Genomic DNA, 25,182 nt, shown 5'->3' with positions numbered 1-25,182 from the left:
ACAGGCCCGTAGTGTGACACGGCTTCTACAATTCGCCCATGCAAATCGGCCACGCCCAGTTGACGGCTCAGCTTCGGCGCGGGCTGGCGCCGTTGTACGTCGTGCACGGCGACGAGCCGCTGCTGGCACAGGAGGCGGCCGACGCCATCCGGGCCGCGGTGCGTGCCGCGGGGCACAGCGAGCGCACAGTCTACACGGTCGCCGGTGCGCACACCGACTGGAGCGCGATCCTGGCGGCCGGCTCGGCGCTCAGCCTGTTTTCCGACAAGCGCCTCATCGAGGTCCGCATCCCGTCTGGCAAACCGGGAAAAGACGGGGCGCTGGCGTTGCAGCGTCTGGCCGAGTCGGCCGCTGCTGCGGCGGATACCGTGACCCTGGTGCTGCTGCCACGGCTGGACGCGGCGACGCTCAAGAGCCCATGGTTTGCCGCCTTGCAGGCGTACGGTGTGGTGGTACGCGTCGATCCCGTCGAGCGTGCCCAGTTACCGATGTGGATCGCGCAACGCCTGCAAGCCCAGGGCCAACACGTTGCCGCGGGTGACGAAGGGCAGCGCACGTTGGCCTTTTTGGTTGATCGGGTCGAAGGCAACCTGTTGGCGGCGCATCAAGAGATCGCCAAGCTGGGGCTGCTGTATCCACCCGGGGAGCTGTCCTTCGAGCAGGTGCGCACGGCCGTGTTGGACGTGGCGCGCTACGACCCCTTCGGTCTGCCCGAGGCGGTGCTCGATGGTGCCGTGGCCCGCGTGCAACGCATGCTGGACGGGCTACGGGCCGAAGGTGTGGCGCCCGTGCCCGTGCACTGGGCGCTGGCCGAGGAGGTGCGCGCGCTGCACCGGGTGCGGCTGGCGCTGGATCAGGGGCAGCCCATGCCACTGGCGCTGCGCGAAGCCCGCGTGTGGGGTGCGCGCGAGCGGCGCTACGAGCGGTTGTTGCCGCGCTTGCGCAGCACGCAGACCGGGCGCTGGCTGGTCGAGGCGCAGACGGTGGACGGTATCGTCAAAGGGTTGACGGCGCCGGATTGGCCGGCCGACCCCTGGCAGGCGCTGCATCGGCTGGCCGTCGGCGTCGCCCTGGCGTGCGCGAGCGCCGGTGCTTGAGGGGATCACCCCCGCAGTCGGGCAAGCACGGCCGGGTCGGTTTTCGGTTCTGGTACGATGCCGCGCCATGCGACGCATCGTCTTTGTCTGTCTGGCCGGGCTGTTGAGCCTGGCCGTCCATGCCGCTCCTCTCGGGGTCGAGGGTGCAGCAGAGGCCGCGCCAGCACGGGGAGCCATCGATGCGTGGATGGGCCAGCTGCACACCGTTGGTAGCGAGACGAGCGATGTCGCGGGCCGCTTGCTGGGCACGGCGCTGGGCTTGATCGGGGTGCCCTACCGTTTTGGCGGTGGATCTGCCGAGACGGGGTTTGACTGCAGCGGTTTCGTGCGCTACGTGTACGCCAACACGCTGGGCTTGTGGTTGCCGCGCCGTGCGGCCGAGCAGGCCGAAGTCACCACGCCGGTCACCAAGGACGAACTGCGCCCAGGGGATTTGGTGTTTTTCAACACCATGCGCCGCGCCTTCAGCCACGTGGGCGTGTATTTGGGCGATGGCAAATTTGTCCACGCACCCAGCAAGGGGGACAGCGTCAAGGTCAGCGACATGAACGACCGCTACTGGGCGCGCCGCTTCAACGGCGCGCGCCGGGTGGAAGCGCTTGAAAACGCGTCAGTAGGCGCACGCTGAGCCCCATCAAGGATTGACCAGCAGCCGCTCTATGTCACGTCGCAGGGTGTCGCTTTCCGGCGAAACCAGGCTGTTGTACGCCAGCACCGTGCGACCGTCGCGGCTGATCAGGTATTTGTAAAAGTTCCACTTCGGCGTGGTGCCGGTGCGCTCGACCAACTGTTTGAACAGCGGGTTGGCTTGCGGGCCGCGCACGCTGCTCTTGGCGAACATCGGGAACTGCACCCCGTAGGTGTTTTCGCAGAACTCGGCGATTTGTTGGTTGCTGCCCGGCTCCTGTTGCCCGAAGTCGTTGGACGGGAAACCGAGCACGACCAGTCCCCGGTTTCGGTAGCGGCGGTACAGCGCCTCCAAGCCCTTGTACTGGTCGGTGAAGCCGCAGTAGCTGGCGGTGTTGACGACCAGCACCACTTTGCCCGCGTACTGGCAAAGATCTTGCGGCTTTTCATCCTGCAGCCGGTCGAAGCGGTGCTGCAAGATGGCGGGGCAATCGGTTTTCGCAGCGGTGTTGGCCGCTTGGGCAGAGGCGTGGATAGGGGTGCTCATGGGCAGCAGGACCACGGCAGCCAGTGCCGCGAGGAGAGGATACCAGGGGGCCTTCACCGTGCGATTCTCGACGGATGAACATTGAACCGAGCCACCATCCTACGAGCGTCGCTCGTCGTCAGGGCGGGGCGGTGACAAGGCTGCGTTGGCACAGGGGGTATGCGGCGGCCCTGCCTCAGCCCGTGGTTTCGCCTAGGACCTGTGTCCATAGCCGCCGCACCGCCCGCGCCTCGTCGCGCACCGCATCGGGGTCGACCTGCGTGCTGGCGTCGTCCAAGCGGGCGCGGTGCTGCAGCTGGCGCAGGCGCCGGTAGGCGTCGGCGGCAGCCAACCCCACGCCCGTTGGCAGCAGCCCCGCGGATTCGGCCCGCTGCAACAACGCGATGTTGCCCGCGTTGTCGCGCAAGGCGGGGTGCTTGCGGCTGTGTGCCAACACCAGGTACTGCACGGCGAATTCGACATCGATCATGCCCCCGGGGCTGTGCTTGAGGTCGAAGCGCCCCGCGCGCACGGGGTGGGCGTCGTACAAGCGCTGGCGCATGGCACGGATTTCGGCCGCCAGCGCGGCGCGGTCGCGCTCGGCGGTGATGACGGCCTCGCGCACGGCGTCGAAGCGCACGCGCAGGTCAGGCGCGCCCACCACGAAGCGTGCGCGCGTCATGGCTTGGTGTTCCCAGGTCCACGCGGTGTTGCTGCCGCGGTTTTGCTGGTAATTCTCGAAAGCCGTGAAGCTGGTCACGAGCAGGCCCGAGTTGCCGTTGGGCCGCAAAGCGGTGTCGATTTCGAACAGGTCGCCCTCGCCGGTCTTGACGGTCAGCCAGTTGATCAGTTTGCGCACGAAGGCCGCGTACACCTCGGGCGCGCGCTCATCGTCGTCGTCATACACGAAGACGATGTCGAGGTCGCTGCCGTAGCCCAGTTCCTTGCCGCCCAGTTTGCCGTAGCCGATGATGGCGTGGCGCGGTTCGTCGCGGTGGCGGTTTTTCAGGCGTTGCCAGCACCAGCGGCCGGTGATGTCCAGCACCGCGTCGGCCAGCGCGCTCAAGTCGTCGGCCACCTGCTCCACCGTCAGCACGCCCTCCACGTCGCGCGCCAGGGTGCGAAACACCTCGGCGTGGTGCGCGCGGCGCAGCAAGTCGAGCAGCGCCTCGTCGTCGTCTTCGCCGGTCTTGTGCAGGGCCCAGCGGCGCGCTTCCAGGTCGGCCATGAACGCCTGGGGGTCGAAGCGCGTGGCGTAGAGCTCGGCGCTGGCCAGTTCGTCGATGACGCCGGGGTGGCGCAGCAGGTAGCGGGCAGGCCAGCGCGCCGCACCCAACACGCGCAGCAGCCGCTCGTGTACCGCGGGCCGCTCTTGCAGCAGGGCCAGGTAGCTCTCGCGCCGCAGCAAGGGCTCGATCCAGTCCACCAAGCGCACGGCGGCCTCGACACTGACGCGCCCGTTGTCGATCCATGCCACGGTGCGCTGCAATAGCCGCACCAGCCGCTGTCGCGCCTCGTCGCGCAAGGCCAGCACGCGCGGGTGGTCGATCCACGGCTGCAAACGCTCGGCCAAGGCCGGGGGGCAGTCGGGTAGCAGGCTCGTGAGGTCGTCGGGCTCGGCGCGGGTGCCGTGGCACCCCTTGCCGGCGCACCCCCCGTTGCCGTGGCCGCCGAGCAGCGTGTCGAACTCGTGCGCTACCACCTCGCGGTGGGCATCGAGGGCGCTCAAAAACCCGGGCACTCCGTCAAAACCCATGGTGTGGGCAATCCACAGCAAGTCGTCGTCGCGGGTGGGTAGGATGTGCGTCTGCTGATCGTCCAGGTATTGGATGCGGTGCTCCACGCGCCGCAAAAACTCATAAGCGTCGGCCAACTGGCGCGCCTTGTCGGCGGGCATCAGGCCGGCATCGGCCACGCGCTGCAGCGCTTGCAGTGTGGGACGCGTGCGCAGCTCGGGGAATTGCCCGCCGCGCACCACCTGCAGCAGTTGCACGATGAACTCGATTTCGCGGATGCCGCCACGCGAGAGCTTGACGTCGTGCGCGCGCTCGGGGTGGCCGGCCGCGCGCCGCACCGCGTGTTCGCGAATTTGCTGGTGCAGACGCCGCAGGGCGTCGAACACCGCGTAGTCCAGGTAGCGCCGAAAGACGAAGGGCAGCACCACCGGGCGCAGCCAGGCACCGCTGCCGTCGCGGCAGGCGCTGTCGGCCGGGGCGACGACGCGGCTTTTGAGCCAGGCGAAGCGCTCCCACTCGCGGCCGTGTGCCTGGAAGTAGTCCTCCAACGCGCCCAGGGGTACCGCCGGCGGGCCCGAGTTGCCGTTGGGGCGCAGCGCCAGATCGACGCGAAACGCCTGCCCATGCTCGGTCACCTCGCTGATGAGCGCCTGCATGCGCTTGACCAGCTTGGCGAAATATTCGTGGTTGGTGATGCGCTGGCGCCCCTGGGCATCGCCGCGCGTCTCGCCGTCGGTCTCGTAGACGTAGATGAGGTCGATGTCGCTGGAGACGTTAAGCTCGCGCGCGCCCAGCTTGCCCATGCCGACGATCCACCAGCCGCAGCGCCCAGGCTCGGCCTGCAAATCGGGGGGCAGCGGCGTGCCCGCCCGCTGGGGGCCGGCCTGCGGGGGGCCGTGGATGGCGTCGAGTTCGGCGCGTGCGGCGCGCGCGGCTTCATCGAGCACCAGTTCGGCCAGCGCGGTCATGGCGTGTGTGATGGCCGACAATGGCGCGCCTTGTTCACAGTCGAGTACCGCCAATCGCTCCAGCGTCAGGTGGCGCACGATGCGCAGGGCCGCCGGCACGTCGTGGCCGTGTGCACGCAGCGTTTGCCAAGTTTGGCGCAACGAAGCAGCGTCAGGCACACCCGGCGGCAACCAGTGGCGTTCGGTCTCGTAGCGGCGCCGGATGCGTTGCACGAACCGGCTGTGGTCGGCGTTGGGCGAACCAACGCAAGCGCTCGACATCATAATTTCGTGTGACTGCATCGATGGCCTCCTCTCCCGCGTCTCGCCGCCTGCGCCTGTGGGCACGGGCGACGCAGCTCCTCTTCGCAGGGGTGGTGGCCGTTTGGTTGTTGCTCGGGGTGGCGTGGGGGGCTCTCCAGTTCTGGATTGTGCCGCGGGCCGAGGCATGGCGTCCGGCGCTGGAGGCGGTGGCCACACGCGCCCTGGGGGTGCGGGTGACGGTGGGGGCGATCGAGGCAGCTGCCACTGGGCCGGTGCCAGGGTTGACGCTGCGCGACGTGCGGCTGCATGATGCCCAAGGCCATGAGGCGCTGCACCTGCCGCGGGTGCAAGCGGCGCTGTCGGTGGCGTCGCTGTGGCGCGTGGGATTCGAGCAGCTCGCCATCGAGGGGGCGGTGCTCGAGGTGCGGCGACTCGCAGATGGCCGATTGCAGGTCGCGGGACTGGACGTCAACGCCACCCCCGGCGACAGCCGGGCGGCCGACTGGTTTTTCGGGCAGCGCGAGTTTGCGCTGCGCGGCGGACGCGTGCGCTGGGTCGATGAGCAGCGCCCAGATGCCCCGCCCCTGGTGCTCGAGCAGGTGGATATCGTCGTGCGCAATCCCGGCTGGCGGCACGAATTTCGGCTCGACGCCACGCCGCCACCCGAGTGGGGCGAGCGCTTCAGTGTGCGGGGGCGCTTCAGCCGCCCGCTGTGGCAGACCCACCCTGGGCGCTGGCGCGACTGGTCGGGCGAGGCGTACCTCGAGGCGCCGCGGCTGGACCTGCAGCGGCTGGGGCAGTACGTGGATACCGCGGCGCTGTGGGGCGTGCGCGCGGGGCGGGCCACGGGGGCCTTGCGGCTGTGGGCCGACGTGCAGCGCGGCCAATGGCGCGCGGCCGTCGCGGACGTGCAGTGGAGCGACGTGCAGATTGCCTGGGCGCGCACAGCGGAAACCAACATCGAGCCGCTGGCCGTGGCCCACCTGGGCGGGCGGCTCGGGGTGCAGCGCGATGGCGACACGATGGTCTGGACCACGCAGGGCCTGACCATCACCACCGCCGACGGTGCCGAATGGCCACGTGGCGATGTGCGCTTCGAGCTGGCGCAGGCGGGCGATGGCGCGCTGCGCCGCTGGATGCTGACGTCGGACCGACTGGATTTGGGAGTGCTGCAACGGCTCGCGCGCGTGCTGCCGCTGGGCGACGCGGTCAACCGTTGGGCCTTGGCCACGCAGCCCGCGGGCATCGCCGAAGGGCTCGTGGTGCGCTGGTCGGCCGCGGAGCGCCCGGGCGCGCCCGAGCGCTGGTCGGCGCGCGGGCGGGTGCAGGGGCTGGCCTTGCGCCCTGGCGCAGCGGCGGCCGTGGTACCGGGCGACAACGCCAACAAGGCGCCCGCCTACGGGCGTCCGGGGGTCGAGGGCGTGGACGCCGAATTTGCCTTCGACGAGCGCGGCGGCCGCGCCAGCGTGGCGCTGCGGCGCGGGGCGCTGACGTTCCCTGGTGTTTTCGAGGAACCGCGTCTGGCGTTCGACGAGCTGAACGCGCAGCTGCGCTGGACGCTCGACGGCCCGGACATCGCGCTCGACGTCGAGCAACTGAGCTTTGCCAACGCTGACGCGGCGGGCAGCGGCCGCCTGCGCTGGCGCACCGCCGACCCGGCGCGCAGCGCGGCGCGCGATCGCTTTCCCGGGCTGCTGCAGCTCGACCTGCGGCTCACGCGCGCCGACGGCACGCGCGTGGTGCGTTATCTGCCGCTGACCGTGGGGGCCGATACACGGCAGTATCTGCGTGCGGCGATCCGGGCCGGGCGGGTGGCCCAGGCGACGTTTCGCGTCGATGGCGATCTGTGGGACTTTCCATTCGCCGCCGCGCGCCAAGGCACGTTCGAGGTGCGCGCGCAGCTGCAGGACGTGGTGCTCGACTACGCGCCGCCGTCGCTGCTGCCCGCGGGCAGCGCGCCGTGGCCCGCGCTGGCGCCGCTCGACGCCGAGTTGCGCATCGATGGCCATCGCTTGCAGGTGGCCCGCGCCAGCGGCGGCGTGCTTGGCCAGCCCGCGCTGCGCGTGGTGCAGGCCGACGCGGTGATCGCCGACTACATGGCCGATGCCCCGCTGCTGCAAGTCGATGGCCTCATCCGTGGCCCGGCCGCGGAGGCGCTGCGCTTCGTCGCCGCGTCCCCGCTGCGCGCCATGACCGACGGGGCGCTCGACGAGGTGCGCGCCGACGGCACCGTCGAGGTGCCGTTGCAGCTGCGCATCCCGCTGGACGACACCGACCGCACGCAAGTGCGCGGACAGGTGCGGCTGGCGGGCAACGACGTGCAATGGGGGCCGGATCTGCCTGCATTGCAGGGTGTGCGGGCGGTTATCGACTTCACCGATCAGGGGTTCGACCTCTCGTCGGCGAGCGCCCGTGCGCTCGGGGGTGAGCTGCGCTTTGCCGGTGGCATGACGCGCCGCGACGGCGCGGCCGTGATCCGCGTGCAGGGCCAGGGCAGCGCCAGCGCCGTCGGCCTGCAGTCGGCGCCTGCGTGGGGTTGGGCGCGCTGGCTGGGGCAGTACGCGCAGGGCGCGACACGCTACACGCTCGGGCTGACTTTCGGCCCCAACGGGATGGATCTGCAGGTGGACACCGACCTGCGCGGCATGGCCCTGGCGCTGCCCGCGCCGCTGGTCAAGCCGGCGGAATCGGCCTGGCGCGTCGCGCTGGCGATCCAGGCGCAGCCCCGCCCCGAGCCGGGCGCGGCACTCACCCGCGATCGGCTGCGTCTGAGCATCGAGCCCGCAGCCGATGGGGTGCCGCTGCGCGCCGAGTTTGAGCGCGAGCATCGAGGCGACGTCACCACGGTGCGCCGCGGGCGGCTGGCCCTGGGAGCCGAGTGGCCCGATTGGCCGGTGTCGGGGGTGGCGGGCGTCGTGCGCCTGCGCGCGCTGGACGCCGATGCGTGGGCGGCGGCGCTGGAGCCGGCCGCGCCAGTGGCGGCTGGCGCGCGCAGCGCCGCCGTTGGCTGGCGCGACGGTACCGCCTATTGGCCAACCCAGTTTGGCATCACGCTGGATCGGCTGGTGCTGGGGGGGCGGCCGTTCGACGCCCTGGTGGCCGGCGGCACGCGTGCGGGCGACGCCTGGCGTTTGTCGGTGGTGGCGCGCCAATTCAACGGTTATCTGGAGTACGACGGCGGCACGCAGGAGCGGCTGATGGCACGGCTGGCGCGGCTGCAGCTGCCGCCCAGCGCAGCGGACGACGTCGAGCGACTGGCTGGTCAGCCGCGTTCGATGCCGGCGTTGGACGTGGTGGTGGACGATTTTGAACTGGCCGGGCGTCGCCTGGGGCGGTTGGAGCTGCAGGCCGTCAATCGCGATGCCACGCAGGGTGGCGTCGCGGCGCGCGAGTGGCGGCTGCAGACGCTGCGCCTGAGCGTGCCCGAAGCGCGCCTGAGCGCCACTGGCAATTGGGCACCCACCGCAGCGGCGCTGACGGCCCCCGGACAGGCGGCCAGCGCGCGCCGCACGGCGCTGCAGGTACGGCTCGACATCGACGATGCGGGCGCGCTGTTGGATCGCTTCGGTTTTGCGGGCACGCTGCGCGGCGGACGGGGCCGGCTGGAGGGCTCGATCGGCTGGCTAGGCGCGCCGCTGGCGCTACACTTGCCCAGCCTGTCCGGCGAGCTCGCGCTCGACGTGCAGCGGGGGCAATTCCTCAAGGCCGACCCCGGCATTGCCAAGCTGCTGGGGGTGCTGAGCCTGCAGTCGCTGCCGCGGAGACTGACACTGGATTTTCGCGACGTCTTCAGCGAGGGGTTTGCGTTCGACTTCGTGCGCGGCCATGCCCGCATCGAGGGCGGCGTGGCCAGCACCAACAATTTGCAAATGAAGGGAGTCAGCGCCGCCGTGCTCATCGAAGGCCGCGCTGACCTGGTGCGCGAGACGCAGGACCTCACCGTCGTCGTCGTGCCGGAACTCAACGCCGGTACGGCGTCGCTGGTGGCCGCAGCGATCAACCCGGTCACCGGGCTGGGGACGTTCCTTGCGCAGTGGCTGCTGCGCGAGCCGCTGCAAGCGGCGGCCACGCAAACGTTTCGCATCACGGGCACCTGGGCCGACCCCCAGGTGGAGCGCATTGCGCGTACGATACCCGTTGCCAACCCGACCGATGCCAACCCGGAGCCAAACCGATGAAAGTCGCCGCCATTCAAATGGTCTCCGGCGTCAGCCTGGAGCACAACCTGACGCAGGCGCACGAACTGCTCGACCAAGCCCGCCACGCGGGTGCCGAGCTGGCCGTGTTGCCAGAGTACTTCGGCTTCATGGGCGCGCGCGACGCCGACAAACTGTTGCTGGCCGAGCCGCCGGGCCTGGGCAAGATGCAGGATTTTTTGTCCGACGCCGCGCGCGAGCTGGGGCTGTGGATCGTGGGCGGCACGGTGCCGCTGGCCACTGACGATCCGCAGCACGCGGCCAACGCGTCGCTCGCGTTCGACCCGCACGGGCGCTGCGTGGCACGCTACGACAAGATTCACCTGTTTCGCTTTCACGACGGGCAGCAGGGCTACGACGAAGCGGCCGTGCTGCAAGCTGGGGAGCGGCCGGTGGCGTTCACCCTGCGCGACCGGTCCGGCACCGACTGGCGCGTGGGCTTGAGCGTGTGTTACGACTTGCGCTTTCCCGAGTTGTATCGATTGTTGGCGGCGGACGTGCTGGTGGTGCCGGCCGCGTTTACCCATGTGACGGGACAAGCGCACTGGGAGGTGCTGCTGCGCGCGCGCGCCATCGAAAACCAGGCCTACGTGATCGCCAGCGCCCAAGGGGGCCGCCACGAAAACGGCCGCCAGACGTGGGGCCAGAGCATGATCGTCGACCCCTGGGGGGTGGTACTGGCGCAGCAGGCCACGGGGCCTGGGGTGGTGGTGGCCGAGCTCGAACGCGAGCGGCTGCTCGACGTGAGGCGCCGGCTGCCGGCGCTGAGCCACCGGCGCCTGTGAGCCGTGGTGGGCGCGCTTACTCGTGCGGGGACGGGGGCGGGGGTGGTGGCCGAGACCCGGGCGCGCGCTCAGGCGCCGGGGGTGCCGCATCCGGTGCGGGCGCGGCCTCGGGCGGCTCGCCCCGCTTGCGGCCCGCGAACATGGTCCACCAGACGATGAAGATGAACAACAACAGGGCGCCTAGCGCTTCGAGCAGCAACAGGGTCATGACGGCAACGGGTAAGAGAATCGGTCGGGCGGTGCGGCGGGTGGCTGGCTGGGGGGCGGTCATCGTCGTGGGCGCCATGGCGGGCTGTGGCAGCGTACCCGTCGCGGTCACCGATGCGTCGCCGCCCGCGCCCACGCTCCCCGCAGTGGAGCCGGCAGCCCCTCTGCAGGTTCCCCAACCGCCCGCGGTTGCCCTGCCTGTCCCGGTGGATGGCGAGGGACCGGCCGTGCTCACCCCCCTCGACGCGGCGTGGCAGGCGGCCGATGCGAGGCCGCTGCCGCCCCCCGTGCGGCGCGGGGCCGCGCTGTGGCAGCCGGTGCGCTGGAGCGAACTGCCCGGCTGGGGACGGGACGCCCTGCACGAGGCATGGAACGCCTGGCTGCGCAGCTGCGAGCGACCCGCCCCGCCGTGGGGCCCCATCTGCGCCGAGATGCGGCGCCTGACGCTGGGCGACGAGGCCGAGCGCCATGCCTGGATCATGCAGCGCCTGCAGCCCTACCGCGTGCTGGCGCCGGACGGGGCCAACCGGCCCGGCTTGCTGACCGGCTACTACGAGCCCGAGCTGCTGGCCAGCCGGGTGGCGCACGGACCCTACCGCGTCCCGCTCTACGCACCGCCGGCCGCGCTGGCCAGTGCCGCCGGGCGGCCGTGGTACACGCGGCAGCAAATCGACAGCGATCCGCAGGTGCAGCAGCTGTTGCAGGGCCAGGTGCTGGCCTGGCTGGCCGACCCGCTCGATGCGCTGCTGCTGCAAATCCAGGGTTCGGGGCGGCTGCGCATCCTCGAGCCCGACGGGCGCATTTCGCTCGTGCGGCTGGCGTTTGCCGCGCACAACGGGCACCCGTACCAGAGCGTCGGTCGCTGGCTGCTGGAGCGGCGCGAGATCCGCGATGGCACCTGGGAAGCCATCCGCGCGTGGGCCGCGGCCAACCCGCAGCGCCTCGACGAGCTGCTGTGGGTCAACCCGCGCGTCGTCTTCTTTCGTGAAGAGCCGCTGAGCGCGCTCGACACCCAGTTCGGCCCTCGCGGGGCGCAGGGCGTGGCGCTCACCCCGGGCCGCTCGGTCGCGGTCGATCGCGATGCGATTCCCTACGGCACCCCGTTGTGGCTGGCTTCCAGCGGGTCCGTGGCGCGGCTGCAGCGGCTGGTGCTGGCGCAGGACACAGGCAGCGCCATCGTGGGTGCCGTGCGCGCCGATTTTTTCGTCGGCTGGGGCGATGCCGCCTATCCGCTGGCGGCGGGCCTGAAGCAACCGCTGCAACTGTGGGCTTTGTGGCCGCGCGCGCAACGCTGAGTCCGACCCCTTCCCAACGATCCAGGAGTGAGCTGTTCATGACGATGCGTATCGGAATCCTGACCGGCGGCGGTGACTGCCCCGGCCTCAACGCCGTCATTCGCGCGGTGGCCAAATCGCTGTTGCGCCAGTGTGGCGCGCAGGTCATCGGTATCGAAGACGGTTTTGGCGGCCTGATGGCCGACACGCCGCGCGTGCGCGAGCTGACCTGGGAGTCGGTCAGCGGCATCTTGATGCGGGGCGGCACCATTTTGGGCACCAGCAACCGTGCCAACCCGCTGCGCAGCGAGGCCGACACCGAACGCGTGCTGGCCCACGCGCGCGCCCTGGGGCTGCAGGCGCTGGTGGTGATCGGCGGCGACGGCAGCATGGCCATCGCGCACGGTCTGGCGCAGCGTGGCTTGCCCATCGTGGGCGTGCCCAAGACGATCGACAACGACATCGTGGGCTGCGAGCGCAGTTTTGGGTTCGACACTGCGGTGGCCACGGTGACCGAGGCGATCGAGCGGCTGCAGACCACCGCGCAGAGCCACAGCCGGGTGATGATCGTCGAGACCATGGGCCGCTACGCAGGCTGGATCGCGCTGGAGGCGGGGCTGGCCGGCGCGGCGGACGCGATCCTGCTGCCCGAGATCGATTTCGACCTCGATGCGGTGGCAGCCGTCTGCCGCGCGCGCGAGCGGCGCCAGCGCTACACCATTATCTGCATCGGTGAGGGCGCCAAACCCCGGGGGGGTGAGCGCACCGTGCAGCAGCGCATCGCCGACAGCCCCGACCCAATCCGCCTGGGCGGCGTGGCGCACGTGCTGCGCGAGCAGCTGCAGCCGCGGCTCGATTCGGAGGTGCGCGCCACCGTGCTCGGCCACGTGCAGCGGGGCGGCTCGCCCACGCCGTTCGACCGTGTGCTGGCCACCCAGTTCGGCAACGAGGCGGCGCAGCTCATTATGCAGGGCCAATACAACCGCATGGTCACGCTGCACGGTGGGCGGCTGGGGCATGTCGCACTGGCCGACGTGGTGCATGGCACACGCACGGTGCCACTGGACCATCCTTTGCTGCGCGCCGCGCGCCAGATCGGGGTCTCGTTGGGCGATACCCTGGCCTGAGCGATGCTGCCCGTGGGCGCAAAAACGCACCGCGCGCCACCACGGGATATGTCGGTCCGCGTCGTGGATGCAGTGCGCGCGCCGGCGGTATGCGGAGTGCCACGAAAGTGTCGCCAAACCGACATCGGGTGTCTGGGTGGGGCCCGACGGCCAGGTTTACGGGTAAACCCGGGCCAGGAGGCTGGCACGACTCGTGCATAGTTACGGCACGTTCAACTTTTGCAAGGTTTCGCAATGAAACGAACACTCATCGCGTTCGGGGCGGCGCTCGTCCTGGGGATGCCGCTGGTGCATGCCAAGCCGTTCAAGTGGTCCAGCGCGGGCGAGATCGCCACCTGGGATATCCACTCGCAGAACAACGCGCTGCAAAACGGCATCCACGCCGCCGTTTACGAGTCGCTGGTCTACTACAACAGCAAGACGTTCAAGGTCGAGCCGGTGCTGGCCGAGTCGTGGCGCGAGATCAGCCCCACGCAGGTGCGTTTTTCCCTGCGCAAGGGCGTCAAGTTTCACGACGGCTCGCCGCTGACCGCGGATGACGTTGTGTTTTCCATTCAGCGCGCGATGGCCAAGACGTCGAACTTCGCCATCTACACCCAAGGCATCGACAAGGTGGTCAAAGTCGATGCGAACACGGTGGACATCATCCTCAAGGGCCCCAACCCGGTGCTGCTCAACCAGCTCACCGAGCTGCGCATCATGAGCAAAGCCTGGGCCGAGAAAAACCGCGCCACCGAGCCGCGCGACATCAAAGGCAACGAAGAGACGTTCGCGCACCGCAACGCCATGGGCACCGGCCCCTACATCTTGAAAGAGTGGGTGCCAGATCAGCGCATGGTGCTCGAGCGCAACCCCAACTATTGGGGCAAACTCGACACCAATGTGACCCAGATCGTCTATAACCCCATCAAGTCCGACGCCACGCGCATGGCTGCGCTGCTGTCGGGTGAGGTGGACTTCGTGCTCGACCCCACGCCGCAAGACCTGCCGCGCCTGCGCAACAACGCCAACCTCAAGGTCATCGATGGCGTGGAAAACCGCACCATCTTCTTCGGCATGGACCAGCACCGCGACGAGCTGCCGGGCAGCAACGTCAAGGGCAAAAACCCGCTGAAGGACGTGCGCGTGCGCAAGGCGCTGTACCAAGCCATCGACATCGACACCATCCACCGCGTGACCATGCGGGGCTTGAGCCAGCCCACCGGCGCGCTGGTGGCGCCGCAGGTGGCGGGCTGGAGCGAGTCGGTGCACAAGCGCTATCCCTACGACGTCGAAGCGGCCAAGCGGCTGCTGGCCGAGGCGGGCTACAAAGACGGCTTCGAAGTCGATTTCGCCTGCCCCAACAACCGCTACATCAACGACGAACAGATCTGTCAGGCGGTGGCCTCGATGTGGGCCAAGATCGGCGTCAAGGCCAAGCTGCGCACGCTGCCGCTGGTGACGTACTTCCCGATGATCCAGCGCTATGAGGCCAGCATCTACATGTTGGGTTGGGGCGTGCCGACGTTCGATGCGCTCTACACCCTGCAGTCGCTGCTGCGCACGCCGGGCCCGGGCGGCGACGGCAACTACAACGTCGGCCGCTACAGCAACCCCAAAATGGACGCGATCATCGACCGCGCCAAGACCGAGACCGATCCCTACATCCGCCCGCGTCTGCTGACCGAGGCGCTGCAACTGCAAAACGACGACGTGGCGCACATCCCGCTGCACAACCAGATCATCCCCTGGGCGATGAAAAAGTCGATCGACGTGGTGCATCGCGCCGACAACCGCATCGACTGGCGCGTGCTCAAGGTCAACTGATCACCCGCTGCGCAATCGGTGGCCGCGCTGCCAGTGGCGGGTGGCCCCGGGTGCGCAATCCGCTCTGTGAAGTCGCGGGGGCCCGTCGGCGGGCCTCCGCTGGAGTGCTTTCATGCTTGCCTTCATTTTGCGACGTCTGGCGCAGGCGGCGCTGGTCATGTTGGCCGTGGCCTTCGTGGCCTTCATGCTGTTTCAGTACGTGGGCGACCCGGTGCTACAGGTGCTGGGGCAGGACGCCACGCCAGAGCAGGTGGCCGCCGTGCGCGCCGAGTTGGGGCTCGATCAGCCCTTTTTCGTGCAGTTTTGGCAGTTCGTGCTCAACGCACTGCAGGGTAATTTCGGCATGAGCATCCACCAGGGGGTGCCGGTGGCGAGTCTGATCGCCGAGCGCTTTCCGGCCACGCTGGAGCTGGCGCTGGTGGCGGCCGTGCTGGCCCTGGCGGTCGGCATCCCGATGGGGGTGTATGCCGCGCTGCGGCGCGGCACGTGGCTCGCTCAGGTGTTCATGACCTTTTCGCTGCTGGGGGTGTCGCTGCCCACGTTCCTGATCGGCATCGTGTTGATCCTGATTTTTTCGGTGCAATTGGGCTGGCTGCCCAGCTTCGGGCGCGGCGAGGTGACCGACCTGGGGGGCTGGACCACGGGTCTGCTGTCGCCCAAGGGCTGGCGCCACCTGGTGCTGCCTGCGGTGACGCTGGCGATCTTCCAGCTCACCCTCATCATGCGCCTGGTGCGTGCCGAGATGCTGGAGGTGCTGCGCACCGATTACATCAAGTTCGCGCGCGCGCGTGGTCTGAGCGACCGGGCGGTGCACTTCGGCCACGCGCTCAAGAACACGCTGGTGCCGGTGATGACGATCACGGGCTTGCAGCTCGGGGGGCTGATCGCGTTCGCCATCATCACCGAGACGGTGTTTCAATGGCCGGGCATGGGGCTGCTGTTCATTCAGGCCGTCACGTTTGCCGACATTCCCGTGATGGCGGCCTACCTGTGTTTGATCGCGTTCATCTTCGTGGTCATCAACCTCATCGTCGATCTGCTGTATTTCGCCGTCGATCCGCGCCTGCGCGTCGACCGCGCCGGTGGTCACTGACGGCGCCGGGCGATCGCTGAAACGAAAGGAACCCCTCATGAAAACATGGTGGATGCGCTGGTGGGACAGCGACATCGGCTACAGCTTTCGCACGTCGCCCGCGGCCATCGTGGCGGCGCTGATCGCGCTCGTGTGCGGGCTGTCGGCCTTGTTCGCGCCCTGGGTGGCGCCGCACAACCCGTTCGATCTGGCCAGTCTGGAGCTGAGCAATGCCCGGCTGCCGCCGGTGTGGTACGCCGAAGGCCAATGGGCCTTTCCGCTCGGCACCGACGACCAGGGCCGTGACATCCTGTCGGCGCTCATCTACGGCGCGCGCATTTCGCTGTTCGTCGGGCTGGCGTCGGTGCTGCTGTCGGTGCTGTTGGGTGTGACGCTGGGGTTGCTGGCTGGCTTTTTGGGCGGCTGGGTGGACGCCGTGCTGATGCGCCTGTGCGACGTGATGCTGTCGTTTCCGGCGATCCTGATCGCGCTGCTGATTGCGGGTGTCGGGCGGGCGCTGTTTCCCAACGCGCACGAGACGTTGGCCTTCGGCGTGCTCATCTTGTCCATTACGCTCACCGGCTGGGTGCAGTACGCACGCACGGTGCGCGGCTCCACGCTGGTGGAGCGGCAAAAGGAGTACGTGCAAGCCGCGCGCGTGATCGGCGTGGCGCCGCTGCGCATCATGCGCCGCCACGTGCTGCCCAATGTGCTCGGGCCGGTACTGGTGCTGGCCACCATCCAGGTGGCCACCGCCATCATCACCGAGGCGACGCTGAGCTTTTTGGGCGTGGGGGCGCCACCCACGTCGCCGTCGCTGGGCACCCTCATTCGCATCGGCAATGACTATCTGTTCTCGGGTGAGTGGTGGATCACCATCTTCCCCGGCGTGATGCTGGTGCTCATTGCGCTGTCGGTCAACCTGCTGGGCGACTGGCTGCGCGACGCCCTCAACCCGCGCCTGCGCTGAAACCGGCGGAGCACCGACATGGACAAACTGCTCGAAGTCAAAGACCTGGTGGTCGAGTTTCCCACCCGCCGCGGCGTGTTGCGCGCACTCGACGGCGTCTCGTTCGACATCGCGCCCGGCGAAATCCTGGGCGTGGTGGGCGAGTCGGGCGCGGGCAAGTCGCTCACCGGCGCGGCCATCATTGGCCTGTTGGAGCCGCCAGGCCGCATCGCGGGCGGCGAAATCCGCCTGCAGGGCCAGCGCATCGACAACCTGCCCCCGGCGCCAATGCGCCGCATCCGTGGCCGGCGCATTGGCGCGATTTTCCAAGATCCGCTGACTTCGCTCAACCCGCTGTACTCGATCGGCCGCCAACTCACCGAGACGATCCTGACGCACCTGGACGTCACGCCGGCCGAGGCGCGCGAGCGCGCCATCCAGCTGCTGCGCGACACCGGCATCCCCGCCGCGGAAGAACGTATCGACCACTACCCGCACCAGTTTTCGGGTGGCATGCGCCAGCGGGTGGTGATCGCGCTGGCGCTGGCGGCCGAGCCGCAACTGGTGGTGGCCGATGAGCCGACCACGGCGTTGGACGTGTCCATCCAGGCGCAGATCATCACGCTGCTCAAGCGCATCTGCCGCCAGCGTGGCGCGGCGGTCATGCTGGTCACGCACGACATGGGCGTGATCGCCGAGACCTGCGACCGCGTGGCCGTCATGTACGCCGGCCGCGTGGCCGAAATCGGCCCCGTGCACGAGGTCATCCACCGCCCGGCGCACCCCTACACCGCCGGGTTGATGAGTTGCATCCCCGACATGGAGGTGGAGCGCGAGCGGCTGCACCAGATCGACGGTGCCATGCCGCGCCTGACCGAGATCCCGCGCGGTTGTGCCTTTCACCCGCGCTGCGACAAAGCCATGCTGCGCTGTCACGACCAGCGCCCCGAACTGATGCCCGCCGGTGCCACCCGCGCCGCGTGCTGGCTGCACGACGTGGCCGCCACCGCGGCCGCCCAGGAGATGTCCCGATGAGCAATCCGGTCATGGAGATGGCCCCGGCGGTGACGCCCACCGCCAGCGCCCCGTTGGTGGTGGCGCAGGATTTGGCGCGCACGTTCGACGTCTCGGCGCCGTGGCTCAACCGCGTGCTGGAGCGCAAGCCGCGCCAGTTGTTGCACGCCGTCGACGGTGTGAGCTTCGAGATCGCGCGCGGCCAGACGCTGGCCCTGGTGGGCGAGTCCGGCTGTGGCAAGAGCACGGTGGCGCGCTTGCTGGTGGGGCTGTATGCGCCCACGCGCGGGCGGTTTATGTTTGACGGCCAAGACGCGCACGCCGCCTACCGCAGCGGCGCCCCCGGGCGGCTGTTGCGGCGGCGCATCCAAATGATCTTTCAAGACCCCTATGCCAGCCTCAACCCGCGCTGGCGGGTGGAGGACATCGTCGCCGAGCCGCTGCGCGAGCATGGCCTGCTGAGCGACCCGAAAGCGCTGCGCGAGCGCGTGGGCGAGCTGCTGCGCTCGGTGGGCTTGAGCCCGCACGACATGGTCAAGTACCCGCACCAATTTTCGGGTGGGCAGCGCCAGCGCATCTCGATCGCGCGCGCGCTGGCCACGCGGCCCGATTTTCTGGTGTGCGACGAACCAACCTCGGCGCTGGACGTCTCGGTGCAGGCGCAGGTGCTCAACATCATGAAGGACCTGCAGCGCCAGCAGGGGCTGACCTATTTGTTCATCAGCCACAACCTGGCCGTGGTGCGGCACGTGAGCGACCAGGTGGGCGTGATGTACCTGGGGCGGCTGGTGGAGCTGGCGGACAAGCGCACGCTGTTCACACAGCCGCGTCACCCCTACACGCGCATGTTGCTCGACGCCATCCCCAAGCTGCACGACACGGGCCGCGCGCGCACGCCGGTGCAAGGCGAGGTGCCCAACCCGCTTAACCCTCCCAGCGGCTGTGCCTTCCATCCGCGCTGCCCACACGCCAACGCTCGCTGCAGCGCCGAGCGTCCTGCGATGCAAACCCTCGGCGGCGTGCGCGTGGCCTGCCACGCGGTGGAGGAAGGGCGGATTTGAGCCTTCAGCCGGGGGCGGGCAGTGCCTCGGCGGTGTCGAGCGCGAGGCACAGATCGGCCCAGGCCTTGGCCTTGTCGGCGGGGTTGCGCAGCAGGTACGCCGGGTGGTACGTCACCACCACGGGCAGCGCCAGCCCGGCCAGCCGCGCCGTGTACACGCGCCCGCGCAGGCGGCCCAGCGGCGTGCGCAGCAGGGTGTCGGGGCTGTCGCAGCCGCCCTCGGCCAGCAAGGTTTGCGCCGCAAACCGGCCCATGGCCAGCACGAGGCGCGGCTGCAGCAGCGCAATCTGGCGCAACAGATAGGGCGTGCAGCGCGCGATCTCGTCGGGCTCGGGGTTGCGGTTGCGCGGCGGTCGGCATTTGATGACGTTGGCGATATAGACCCCCTGCCCGCGCCGCAGCCCCATGGCGGCGAGCATGCGGTCGAGCAATTGCCCGGCCCGGCCGACGAACGGTTCGCCTTGGCGGTCCTCCTCTTCGCCCGGGGCTTCGCCCACGATCAGCCAGTCCGGCCGCCGGTCTCCCACGCCGGGCACCCCCCGCTGGCGGCAACCCGCCAGCGCGCAACGCTGGCAGGCGTGGATGGCGGCGTGCAGCGCGTCCCAGTCCAGGGCGTCGATGTCCAACGCAGCGGCGGCGGCGTGGGGGCGGATAGGGGCGGCGGTGGCCATCGGTGGCGGCGCCACGGTCGGCCTGTTCGGGGACGTCGGGGGAACGGCGGGGGGGGTGGCAGGCGTTGCCGCGGGCGGGCGCGGTAGCACGGGTGGTTCGGGTGCGCGTTCGGCCGCTGCCGTCGCCACGCGTGGCTGCGGCAGCAGCGCACGCGGTGCCCACCACGGGGCGATGCCCATCTCGGCCAGCATGGCGGTCTGGCGCTCATCTAGGTGCGGCAAGGCGCGGGGTAGCGTGGTGGCCATCAATGGGCCTCCGTCGGGGGTGGGGGCAGCAGGTCCAGCCGCATCACGATGGCATCCTCGCGCCGGTGCGCGCCATCCGGATAGTACCCCCGGCGCACGCCCACCGCTTGCCAGCCCATGGCGGTATAGAGGGTGCGCGCGGGCGTATTGCTCGCGCGCACCTCCAGCCACACACAGGCGGCCCCCTGCTCGCGTGCCCAGCCGATGAGCGCCTGCAGCATCCAGCGGCCCCAGCCATGGCGTTGGTGGGCGGGCGTGACGGTGACGTCGAGCAGGTGCGCTTCGTCCACGCCGCGCATGGCCACCAGGCTGCCCAGCAGCCAGTGCCCCTGCGCGGTACGCGGCGCGTGCACCCACTGGGGCGGGTCGGTTGTCGGGTCTGGGGGCAACGTCAGCACACGGCACCAGTGGCCGGTGGCCAGCGAGTCTTCGAAGTGCCGTGCCCGCCACGGGTGGGCGTGGGCGGTCTTGGCCACCTCCGCCAGCAGCGGGATGTCGGCGAGCGTCATGGCGCGCCAGACCGCGCGTTCGGCCCGCTGGGCGGGTGTGCCCACCACGGGGGGCGACGAAGGGGCACTCATGCGCTGGCGCGCTGCGCTCGCAGCGCGGCTTGTTCGGTGGTGGTCAGCGCCACCTTGTCGCGCACGTACAGGGGTTGCGCCGCCGCCGCCGGTACACACTGGCCGGCCGCCACGCCCGCGGCCGCCAGGCGCAGCAAGGCCGCCGCGCTGGGGTGGGCCGGCACGCCCCGGTGCTGCCAGGCCGTAGGCAGCCGCTCGCCATAGACCGGGCGCACGTTGCCTGCCAGCAGCACCGGGGATGTTGCGTCCGCGGCCCAGGAGACATCCTCCGGGGGTGTCAGGTGCGCGGGTGCCACCGTCGTCCACCCCCGCTCGGCGTGCCAGTCATAGACCGCCGCGTAAACCTCGCCCATGCGAGCGTCGAGCGCAGCCACCACGCGCAGTGCGCGCGCATCCGGCGCGTGGTCGTGGCGCGCGGCTTCGGCCACGGCCAGCAGGGTGTCGAGGGGCAACACCGGGATGCCCCCGGGCCGCGCGGCCACCGCCAACCCCTGCACCACCGCGCAGGCGGTGCGCAGCCCGGTGAACGACCCCGGCCCGCGGCCAAAGGCGATGCCATCCAAGGAGGCCAGCGTCCAGCCCACGGTCTGCAGCAGGGCACGGATGGCAGGCAGCAGCGCCACCGACGCCTGGGGCCCCCCGGGGCCGTCGTGCTGCGCGAGTGGCGCGGCGGCACCCGCCGCGCCCACGGCGACGCTGAGCCGGTCCGTGCTGGTATCCACCGCCAGCCAGCGGGCCAGCGCCGGCGGGGATAGGGGTCTGCTGCCATTCATGGTGGGGAATTATCCGTGGGTCGCGGCCCGCAGCGCAGGCCGCGGTTCTGTCCGTACACTCAGTAGCCGGTCGGCGGCGGCGCGGTGCCGGCCTTTTTGAGAGGAAGCGGGGATGCGTTTCTGGGGCGTGGTGTTCGATCGGTATCGATGGTCATGTCTGGGTTCGGGCTGCCGCGTGCGCGCTGCGGGGGCACTACTGCTGGCCGCAGCAGGCGTGCAAGCCGCGGCCCAAGTCCTGCCCCCCGCCGTCCAGCAGGCGCTCGAGCGCGCCGGGGTGCCGCCGGCGGCGCTGGCGGTCGTGGTGGCCGATGCGGTGCCGGGAGGGAAGACGTACCTCGCGCACCGAGCCGAGGCGCCGATGAACCCCGCCTCGGTCATGAAGCTGGTGACCACCGCTGCAGCACTCGATTGGCTGGGGCCCGCATACACCTGGCGCACGGCGGTCTATACCGACGGGCCGGTGCGCGACGGGGTATTGGCGGGATCGCTGTATCTGCGCGGCGAGGGTGACCCCAAGCTGGTGACGGAGCGCCTGTGGCTGCTGCTGCGGCGGGTGCAGGGGTTGGGGATTCGGCACATCGGCGGCGACATCGTGCTGGATCGCAGCGCGTTCGCGCTGCCGCCGCACGACCCAGCCGCGTTCGACGGCGAGCCGCTGCGCCCCTACAACGCCGCGCCGGACGCGCTGCTGGTCAATTTTCGGACGCAGGTGTGGACCTTCGTGCCCGATGCGGCCGCGGGCGTGGCGCGCGTGCAGGCCGATCCCCCCTTGGCCGAGGTGACCGTGCCGGGCACGGTGCCGTTGGCCGATGGGCCGTGCGGTGACTGGCGCGCAGCATTGCAGGCGGATTGGTCCGACGCGCGCCGTCCGCGCTTCGCGGGGCGTTACCCGCTGGCTTGCGGCGAGCGCATCTGGCCGCTCGCCCACCCCGAGCCGGAGCGCTTTGCCGCGCGTGCCGTGGCGGGCATGTGGGCCCAATTGGGGGGTGGGCTGGAGGGGCGCGTGCGTGAGGGCACGGTTCCCGCTGGGTTGACGCCGCGCCTGGTGTTCGAATCGCAGCCGCTCGCCGATGTGGTGCGTGATATCAACAAGTTCAGCAACAACGTGATGGCGCAGCAGTTGCTGCTGACGCTGGCCGCCGCGACGGCCACCCAGGGAGTGGGGCCTGAGGGGGCGAATGCCCAAGGGCCGACCGCGCCCGCCACGTTCGAGGCCGCCCGCTCCGTGCTGCGCGACTGGTGGCGCACCCGTATCGGCCCCGATGTGCCGCCGCCCCAGATCGACAACGGGGCGGGCCTGAGCCGCGAGGCGCGCGCCACGGCGTTGGCGCTGGCGCGACTGCTGCAGTGGGTGTACGCCAGCCCCTGGATGCCCGAGCTGATGGCGTCCCTGCCCATCGCGGGCGTGGATGGCACGCTGCGGCGCAGCGCCATGGGCCGCGGCGTGGCGCACCTGAAAACCGGCAGTCTGGCCGACGTGCAGGCGCTCGCTGGGTATGTGCACGGGGCCGACGGTCAGCGCCGCGTGCTGGTCGCCATCGTCAACCACCCCAATGCGCGCGCCGGCCGCGCCGCGCTGGATGCGCTGGTGCAGTGGGCCGCGGCCCTGCGCTGAAGCGGCGGCTCAAGGTTCGATTTCGATGCGCCCGGGGCCGTTGGCCTGAGTGACCTCCAGCACGCGCTGCGCCGCGACCACCATCTCGGCGGCCAGTTCACGCAGGTCTTGGTCCGGGGTGGGGCGACGGCTGTGCAGCCCGATGCTCACGCTGCGCGGCTGCGGCGATGGCCCGGTCGCCTCGGCTGCAGCGGCGCACTGGCGCAGGTCACTGGCCAGCACCAGCGCGCTGGCGGTGTCCGCGTCCGGCAGCACGACGAGGAACTGCCCCGGCTCCCAGTGGGCGAGCAATTCGTGGGTGCGCAGGCGCGACGCCAGCCGCTGGGCGATCAGCCGCTCGGCGTCGGTCGCGTCATGGGTACGGTCGCCCGCCACGTCATCGATAGCGACCACCATCACCGTGACGGTGCTGCCGCGCCGCTCCGCCAGCGACAGCATACGACCCAGGTAATCGAGCGCCGCGAGGCGACCGGGCAGGACCGCCGACGCCGCGCGTGGGGCCGGGTCGACCCCGGTGGGCTGGCGCACCGGGCCGAGGGTCAGCGCCACCTCGCCCACCCCCTGCACGCGGCCGTGCAGCCGGTCGCCGGGCTGCACCGGGCCCACGCCTTCCGGTGTGCCGGTGTAGATCACGTCCCCGGGTTGCAGGTGGTAGAACTGCGACAGGTCCGCGATCAGCTCGCGCAGGTTCCAGATCAGATCGCCCAGGTCGGCGCGCTGGCGCACGACGCCGTTGACCTCGAGCGCGATCTCGCCGCCCGTCAGCACGGTGCCCGGCATCGGCCGTACCGCGCCGCAGACGGCGCTGCCCTCCACGTCCTTGCCCAGGCACCAGGGGTGGCTTTTGTCGCGCAGGCGCTGCTGCACGTCGCGACGCGTCATGTCCAGCCCCACGGCATAGCCGTAGATCAACTCGTGCGCTTGCTCGGCGGCGACGCCGAACCCGCCACGGCCCAACACCGCTACCAGTTCGACCTCGTGGTGGAAGTCGTGCGTCTGTGGCGGGTAGGGCAACACCGCCCCCGACGCCAGCAGGTGCGCGGGCGATTTGGTGAAATAAAACGGTCGCGCCGTGGTCTTGTCGATGGTCACGCCCATCTCGCGGGCGTGGGCGTGGTAGTTACGCCCGACGAAGAACAGGCGGTTGACCGGCAGGCGCGCAGCGTTGCCCTGCACAGCCAGCGCGGCCACGGGCGGAGGGGTCCAGAGGTAGGTCGTCATAGCTTGGGAGGCGGGTCGATGCCCGTGATTGTGCGCCAACGCCGCCCCCGTCACGGGCGTGCGGCGGCGCGGGCGCGACGCGCGGCGTGGTGCGACAATCGCGCTCATGAACACGCTGTCCGTTTCCGACTTGATGCAAGGGCTGGGCCGGCAGGCCCGCGCCGCTTCGGCCGTGATGGCCCGGGCCAGCACGGCGCACAAAAACGCCGCTTTGCGGGGTTTGGCGGCGCTGTTGCGCGCCAACGTTGACGCGCTGCAAGCCGCCAACGCCCAGGACGTCGAGCGCGCCCGCGCCAGCGGCCTGGCCGAACCGATGGTGGACCGCCTGCGCCTGACGCCCAAAGTCATCGAGACCTGCGCCCAAGGCTGCGAGCAATTGGCCGCCATGCCCGACATCATTGGCGAGGTCATCGGCCTGCAGCAGCAGCCTAGCGGCATTCGGGTTGGGCAGATGCGCGTGCCCATCGGCGTCTTTGGCATGATCTACGAGAGCCGCCCCAACGTGACCATCGAAGCGGCGTCGCTGTCGATCAAGAGCGGCAACGCCTGCATTTTGCGCGGGGGGTCGGAGGCGATCGCGTCCAACCAGGCGCTGGCAGCTCTGGTACAGCAGGCGCTGCGCGACGCCGGACTGCCCAGCGAGGCGGTGCAGCTCGTGCCCACCACCGACCGCGAGGCCGTGGGTCACCTGATCGCCATGCCGCAGTACGTGGACGTCATCATCCCGCGTGGGGGCAAGGGCCTCATCGAGCGCATCAGCCGCGAGGCCAAGGTGCCCGTCATCAAGCACCTAGACGGCAACTGCCACACCTACGTGGACGACCCGTGCGATCTCGACCTCGCGGTCAAAGTCACCGACAACGCCAAGACGCAAAAGTACAGCCCGTGCAACGCGACCGAGAGCCTGCTGGTGGCGCGCGGGGTGGCGGCGGCGTTTTTGCCGCGCATCGGTGCCGTCTTTGCCGCCAAAGGGGTCGAGATGCGGTGCTGCCCCGAAGCCAAAGCCCTGCTGGCGGCGGTGCCGGGGGCGCATGTGGTCGATGCCACCGAGGAAGATTGGTCCACCGAATACCTCGCCCCCATCATCAGCGTCAAAGTGGTGGCGGGGTTGGATGAGGCCATCGACTGGATCAACCGCTACGGCAGTCACCACACGGACGCGATTCTGACCACCGACCACCGCCACGCCCAGCGCTTCTTGCGCGAGGTGGACTCCAGCAGCGTCATGGTCAACACCAGCACCCGCTTTGCCGACGGCTTCGAGTACGGGCTGGGTGCGGAAATCGGCATCAGCACCGACAAATTCCACGCCCGCGGCCCCGTGGGTGTCGCGGGGCTGACGTCGCTCAAATACGTCGTGCTCGGCGAGGGCGAGGTGCGGGGCTGAG

20 protein-coding genes are annotated in these 25,182 nt (G+C 70.1%); 13 read left to right on the top strand and 7 right to left on the bottom strand.

From position 1 onward, the window contains the following. Nucleotides 1–38 precede the first annotated feature (38 nt). Together holA and ACPP3B_RS05525 are read left to right on the top strand one after the other, a co-directional pair. The gene (gene holA / locus ACPP3B_RS05530) at nucleotides 39–1,097 is read left to right on the top strand and encodes a DNA polymerase III subunit delta (protein WP_424859973.1); all 1,059 of its coding nucleotides are present in this window, start codon (nucleotides 39–41) and stop codon (nucleotides 1,095–1,097) included. Between the two features lie 67 nt (nucleotides 1,098–1,164). Then, nucleotides 1,165–1,725, top strand: coding sequence for a C40 family peptidase (locus ACPP3B_RS05525; RefSeq protein WP_299020799.1), 561 nt, complete (start codon nucleotides 1,165–1,167; stop codon nucleotides 1,723–1,725). A 6-nt stretch (nucleotides 1,726–1,731) separates the two neighbouring features. On the opposite strand, the gene ACPP3B_RS05520 is transcribed toward ACPP3B_RS05525, so the two are convergent. Both ACPP3B_RS05520 and glnE read right to left on the bottom strand, forming a co-directional pair. Next, on the bottom strand, nucleotides 1,732–2,271 hold the full coding sequence (locus ACPP3B_RS05520) for a glutathione peroxidase (protein WP_299020800.1): 540 nt from the start codon (nucleotides 2,269–2,271) through the stop codon (nucleotides 1,732–1,734). A gap of 175 nt (nucleotides 2,272–2,446) precedes the next feature. Further along, a complete protein-coding gene (glnE, locus tag ACPP3B_RS05515) occupies nucleotides 2,447–5,236 on the bottom strand; it encodes a bifunctional [glutamate--ammonia ligase]-adenylyl-L-tyrosine phosphorylase/[glutamate--ammonia-ligase] adenylyltransferase (protein ID WP_424859972.1) in 2,790 nt (929 codons plus the stop codon). Nucleotides 5,237–5,238: 2 nt separating this feature from the next. Between glnE and ACPP3B_RS05510 the strand changes: the two genes are divergently transcribed. Together ACPP3B_RS05510 and ACPP3B_RS05505 are read left to right on the top strand one after the other, a co-directional pair. Further along, nucleotides 5,239–9,375, top strand: a complete 4,137-nt coding sequence (locus ACPP3B_RS05510; RefSeq protein WP_424859971.1) for a YhdP family protein — start codon at nucleotides 5,239–5,241, stop codon at nucleotides 9,373–9,375. Continuing rightward, complete coding sequence (locus ACPP3B_RS05505; protein ID WP_424859970.1) at nucleotides 9,372–10,178, top strand: carbon-nitrogen hydrolase family protein; 807 nt, start codon at nucleotides 9,372–9,374, stop codon at nucleotides 10,176–10,178. Before ACPP3B_RS05510 ends, ACPP3B_RS05505 begins: the two co-directional genes overlap by 4 nt. Nucleotides 10,179–10,194: 16 nt before the next feature. Here the strand turns inward: ACPP3B_RS05505 and ACPP3B_RS05500 are convergent, their stop codons facing one another. Then, entirely contained in the window at nucleotides 10,195–10,386 is a 192-nt protein-coding gene (locus ACPP3B_RS05500; RefSeq protein ID WP_299020805.1) for a hypothetical protein, read from the bottom strand. On the opposite strand from ACPP3B_RS05500, the gene ACPP3B_RS05495 reads away from it, so the two are divergent. The 7 genes from ACPP3B_RS05495 (at nucleotide 10,319) to ACPP3B_RS05465 (ending at nucleotide 18,688) form a co-directional block, all read left to right on the top strand. Beyond that, nucleotides 10,319–11,680: an MltA domain-containing protein gene (locus ACPP3B_RS05495; protein ID WP_424859969.1), complete on the top strand. Its 1,362-nt coding sequence runs from the start codon at nucleotides 10,319–10,321 to the stop codon at nucleotides 11,678–11,680. The genes ACPP3B_RS05500 and ACPP3B_RS05495 overlap by 68 nt on opposite strands. A 44-nt stretch (nucleotides 11,681–11,724) precedes the next feature. Further along, nucleotides 11,725–12,786, top strand: coding sequence for a 6-phosphofructokinase (locus ACPP3B_RS05490; protein ID WP_424860148.1), 1,062 nt, complete (start codon nucleotides 11,725–11,727; stop codon nucleotides 12,784–12,786). A 234-nt stretch (nucleotides 12,787–13,020) separates the two neighbouring features. After that, nucleotides 13,021–14,592, top strand: a complete 1,572-nt coding sequence (locus ACPP3B_RS05485) for an ABC transporter substrate-binding protein (protein WP_424859968.1) — start codon at nucleotides 13,021–13,023, stop codon at nucleotides 14,590–14,592. 112 nt (nucleotides 14,593–14,704) lie between these two features. Then, entirely contained in the window at nucleotides 14,705–15,685 is a 981-nt protein-coding gene (locus ACPP3B_RS05480; protein ID WP_424859967.1) for an ABC transporter permease, read from the top strand. A 37-nt stretch (nucleotides 15,686–15,722) separates the two neighbouring features. Further along, nucleotides 15,723–16,634 carry an ABC transporter permease gene (locus tag ACPP3B_RS05475; protein WP_299019657.1) on the top strand — a complete coding sequence of 304 codons (912 nt, stop codon included), beginning with the start codon at nucleotides 15,723–15,725 and terminating at the stop codon, nucleotides 16,632–16,634. Nucleotides 16,635–16,652: 18 nt separating this feature from the next. Further along, nucleotides 16,653–17,648: an ABC transporter ATP-binding protein gene (locus ACPP3B_RS05470; RefSeq protein WP_299019655.1), complete on the top strand. Its 996-nt coding sequence runs from the start codon at nucleotides 16,653–16,655 to the stop codon at nucleotides 17,646–17,648. Next, nucleotides 17,645–18,688 carry an ABC transporter ATP-binding protein gene (locus ACPP3B_RS05465; RefSeq protein ID WP_299019653.1) on the top strand — a complete coding sequence of 348 codons (1,044 nt, stop codon included), beginning with the start codon at nucleotides 17,645–17,647 and terminating at the stop codon, nucleotides 18,686–18,688. Before ACPP3B_RS05470 ends, ACPP3B_RS05465 begins: the two co-directional genes overlap by 4 nt. A gap of 4 nt (nucleotides 18,689–18,692) precedes the next feature. On the opposite strand, the gene ACPP3B_RS05460 is transcribed toward ACPP3B_RS05465, so the two are convergent. Genes ACPP3B_RS05460 through tsaB form a run of 3 tightly spaced genes read right to left on the bottom strand, consistent with a single transcriptional unit; the run spans nucleotide 18,693 to nucleotide 20,958 of the window. Further along, a complete protein-coding gene (locus tag ACPP3B_RS05460; protein WP_424859966.1) occupies nucleotides 18,693–19,604 on the bottom strand; it encodes a uracil-DNA glycosylase in 912 nt (303 codons plus the stop codon). Further along, the gene (locus ACPP3B_RS05455; RefSeq protein ID WP_424859965.1) at nucleotides 19,604–20,185 is read right to left on the bottom strand and encodes a GNAT family N-acetyltransferase; all 582 of its coding nucleotides are present in this window, start codon (nucleotides 20,183–20,185) and stop codon (nucleotides 19,604–19,606) included. Before ACPP3B_RS05455 ends, ACPP3B_RS05460 begins: the two co-directional genes overlap by 1 nt. Further along, nucleotides 20,182–20,958: a tRNA (adenosine(37)-N6)-threonylcarbamoyltransferase complex dimerization subunit type 1 TsaB gene (gene tsaB, locus ACPP3B_RS05450; RefSeq protein ID WP_424859964.1), complete on the bottom strand. Its 777-nt coding sequence runs from the start codon at nucleotides 20,956–20,958 to the stop codon at nucleotides 20,182–20,184. Before tsaB ends, ACPP3B_RS05455 begins: the two co-directional genes overlap by 4 nt. Nucleotides 20,959–21,070: 112 nt before the next feature. Between tsaB and dacB the strand changes: the two genes are divergently transcribed. Next, nucleotides 21,071–22,573 carry a D-alanyl-D-alanine carboxypeptidase/D-alanyl-D-alanine endopeptidase gene (gene dacB, locus ACPP3B_RS05445; RefSeq protein WP_424859963.1) on the top strand — a complete coding sequence of 501 codons (1,503 nt, stop codon included), beginning with the start codon at nucleotides 21,071–21,073 and terminating at the stop codon, nucleotides 22,571–22,573. Nucleotides 22,574–22,582: 9 nt separating this feature from the next. Here the strand turns inward: dacB and ACPP3B_RS05440 are convergent, their stop codons facing one another. Continuing rightward, complete coding sequence (locus ACPP3B_RS05440; RefSeq protein WP_366139700.1) at nucleotides 22,583–23,794, bottom strand: fumarylacetoacetate hydrolase family protein; 1,212 nt, start codon at nucleotides 23,792–23,794, stop codon at nucleotides 22,583–22,585. A gap of 106 nt (nucleotides 23,795–23,900) precedes the next feature. Between ACPP3B_RS05440 and ACPP3B_RS05435 the strand changes: the two genes are divergently transcribed. Continuing rightward, nucleotides 23,901–25,181: a glutamate-5-semialdehyde dehydrogenase gene (locus tag ACPP3B_RS05435; protein WP_424859962.1), complete on the top strand. Its 1,281-nt coding sequence runs from the start codon at nucleotides 23,901–23,903 to the stop codon at nucleotides 25,179–25,181. Nucleotide 25,182: the final 1 nt, after the last annotated feature.

The sequence above is a fragment of the Tepidimonas sp. HKU77 genome (assembly GCF_049728535.1).
Taxonomy (GTDB): Bacteria; Pseudomonadota; Gammaproteobacteria; order Burkholderiales; family Burkholderiaceae_C; genus Tepidimonas.
This window is presented reverse-complemented; position numbering and strand designations above follow the sequence as displayed.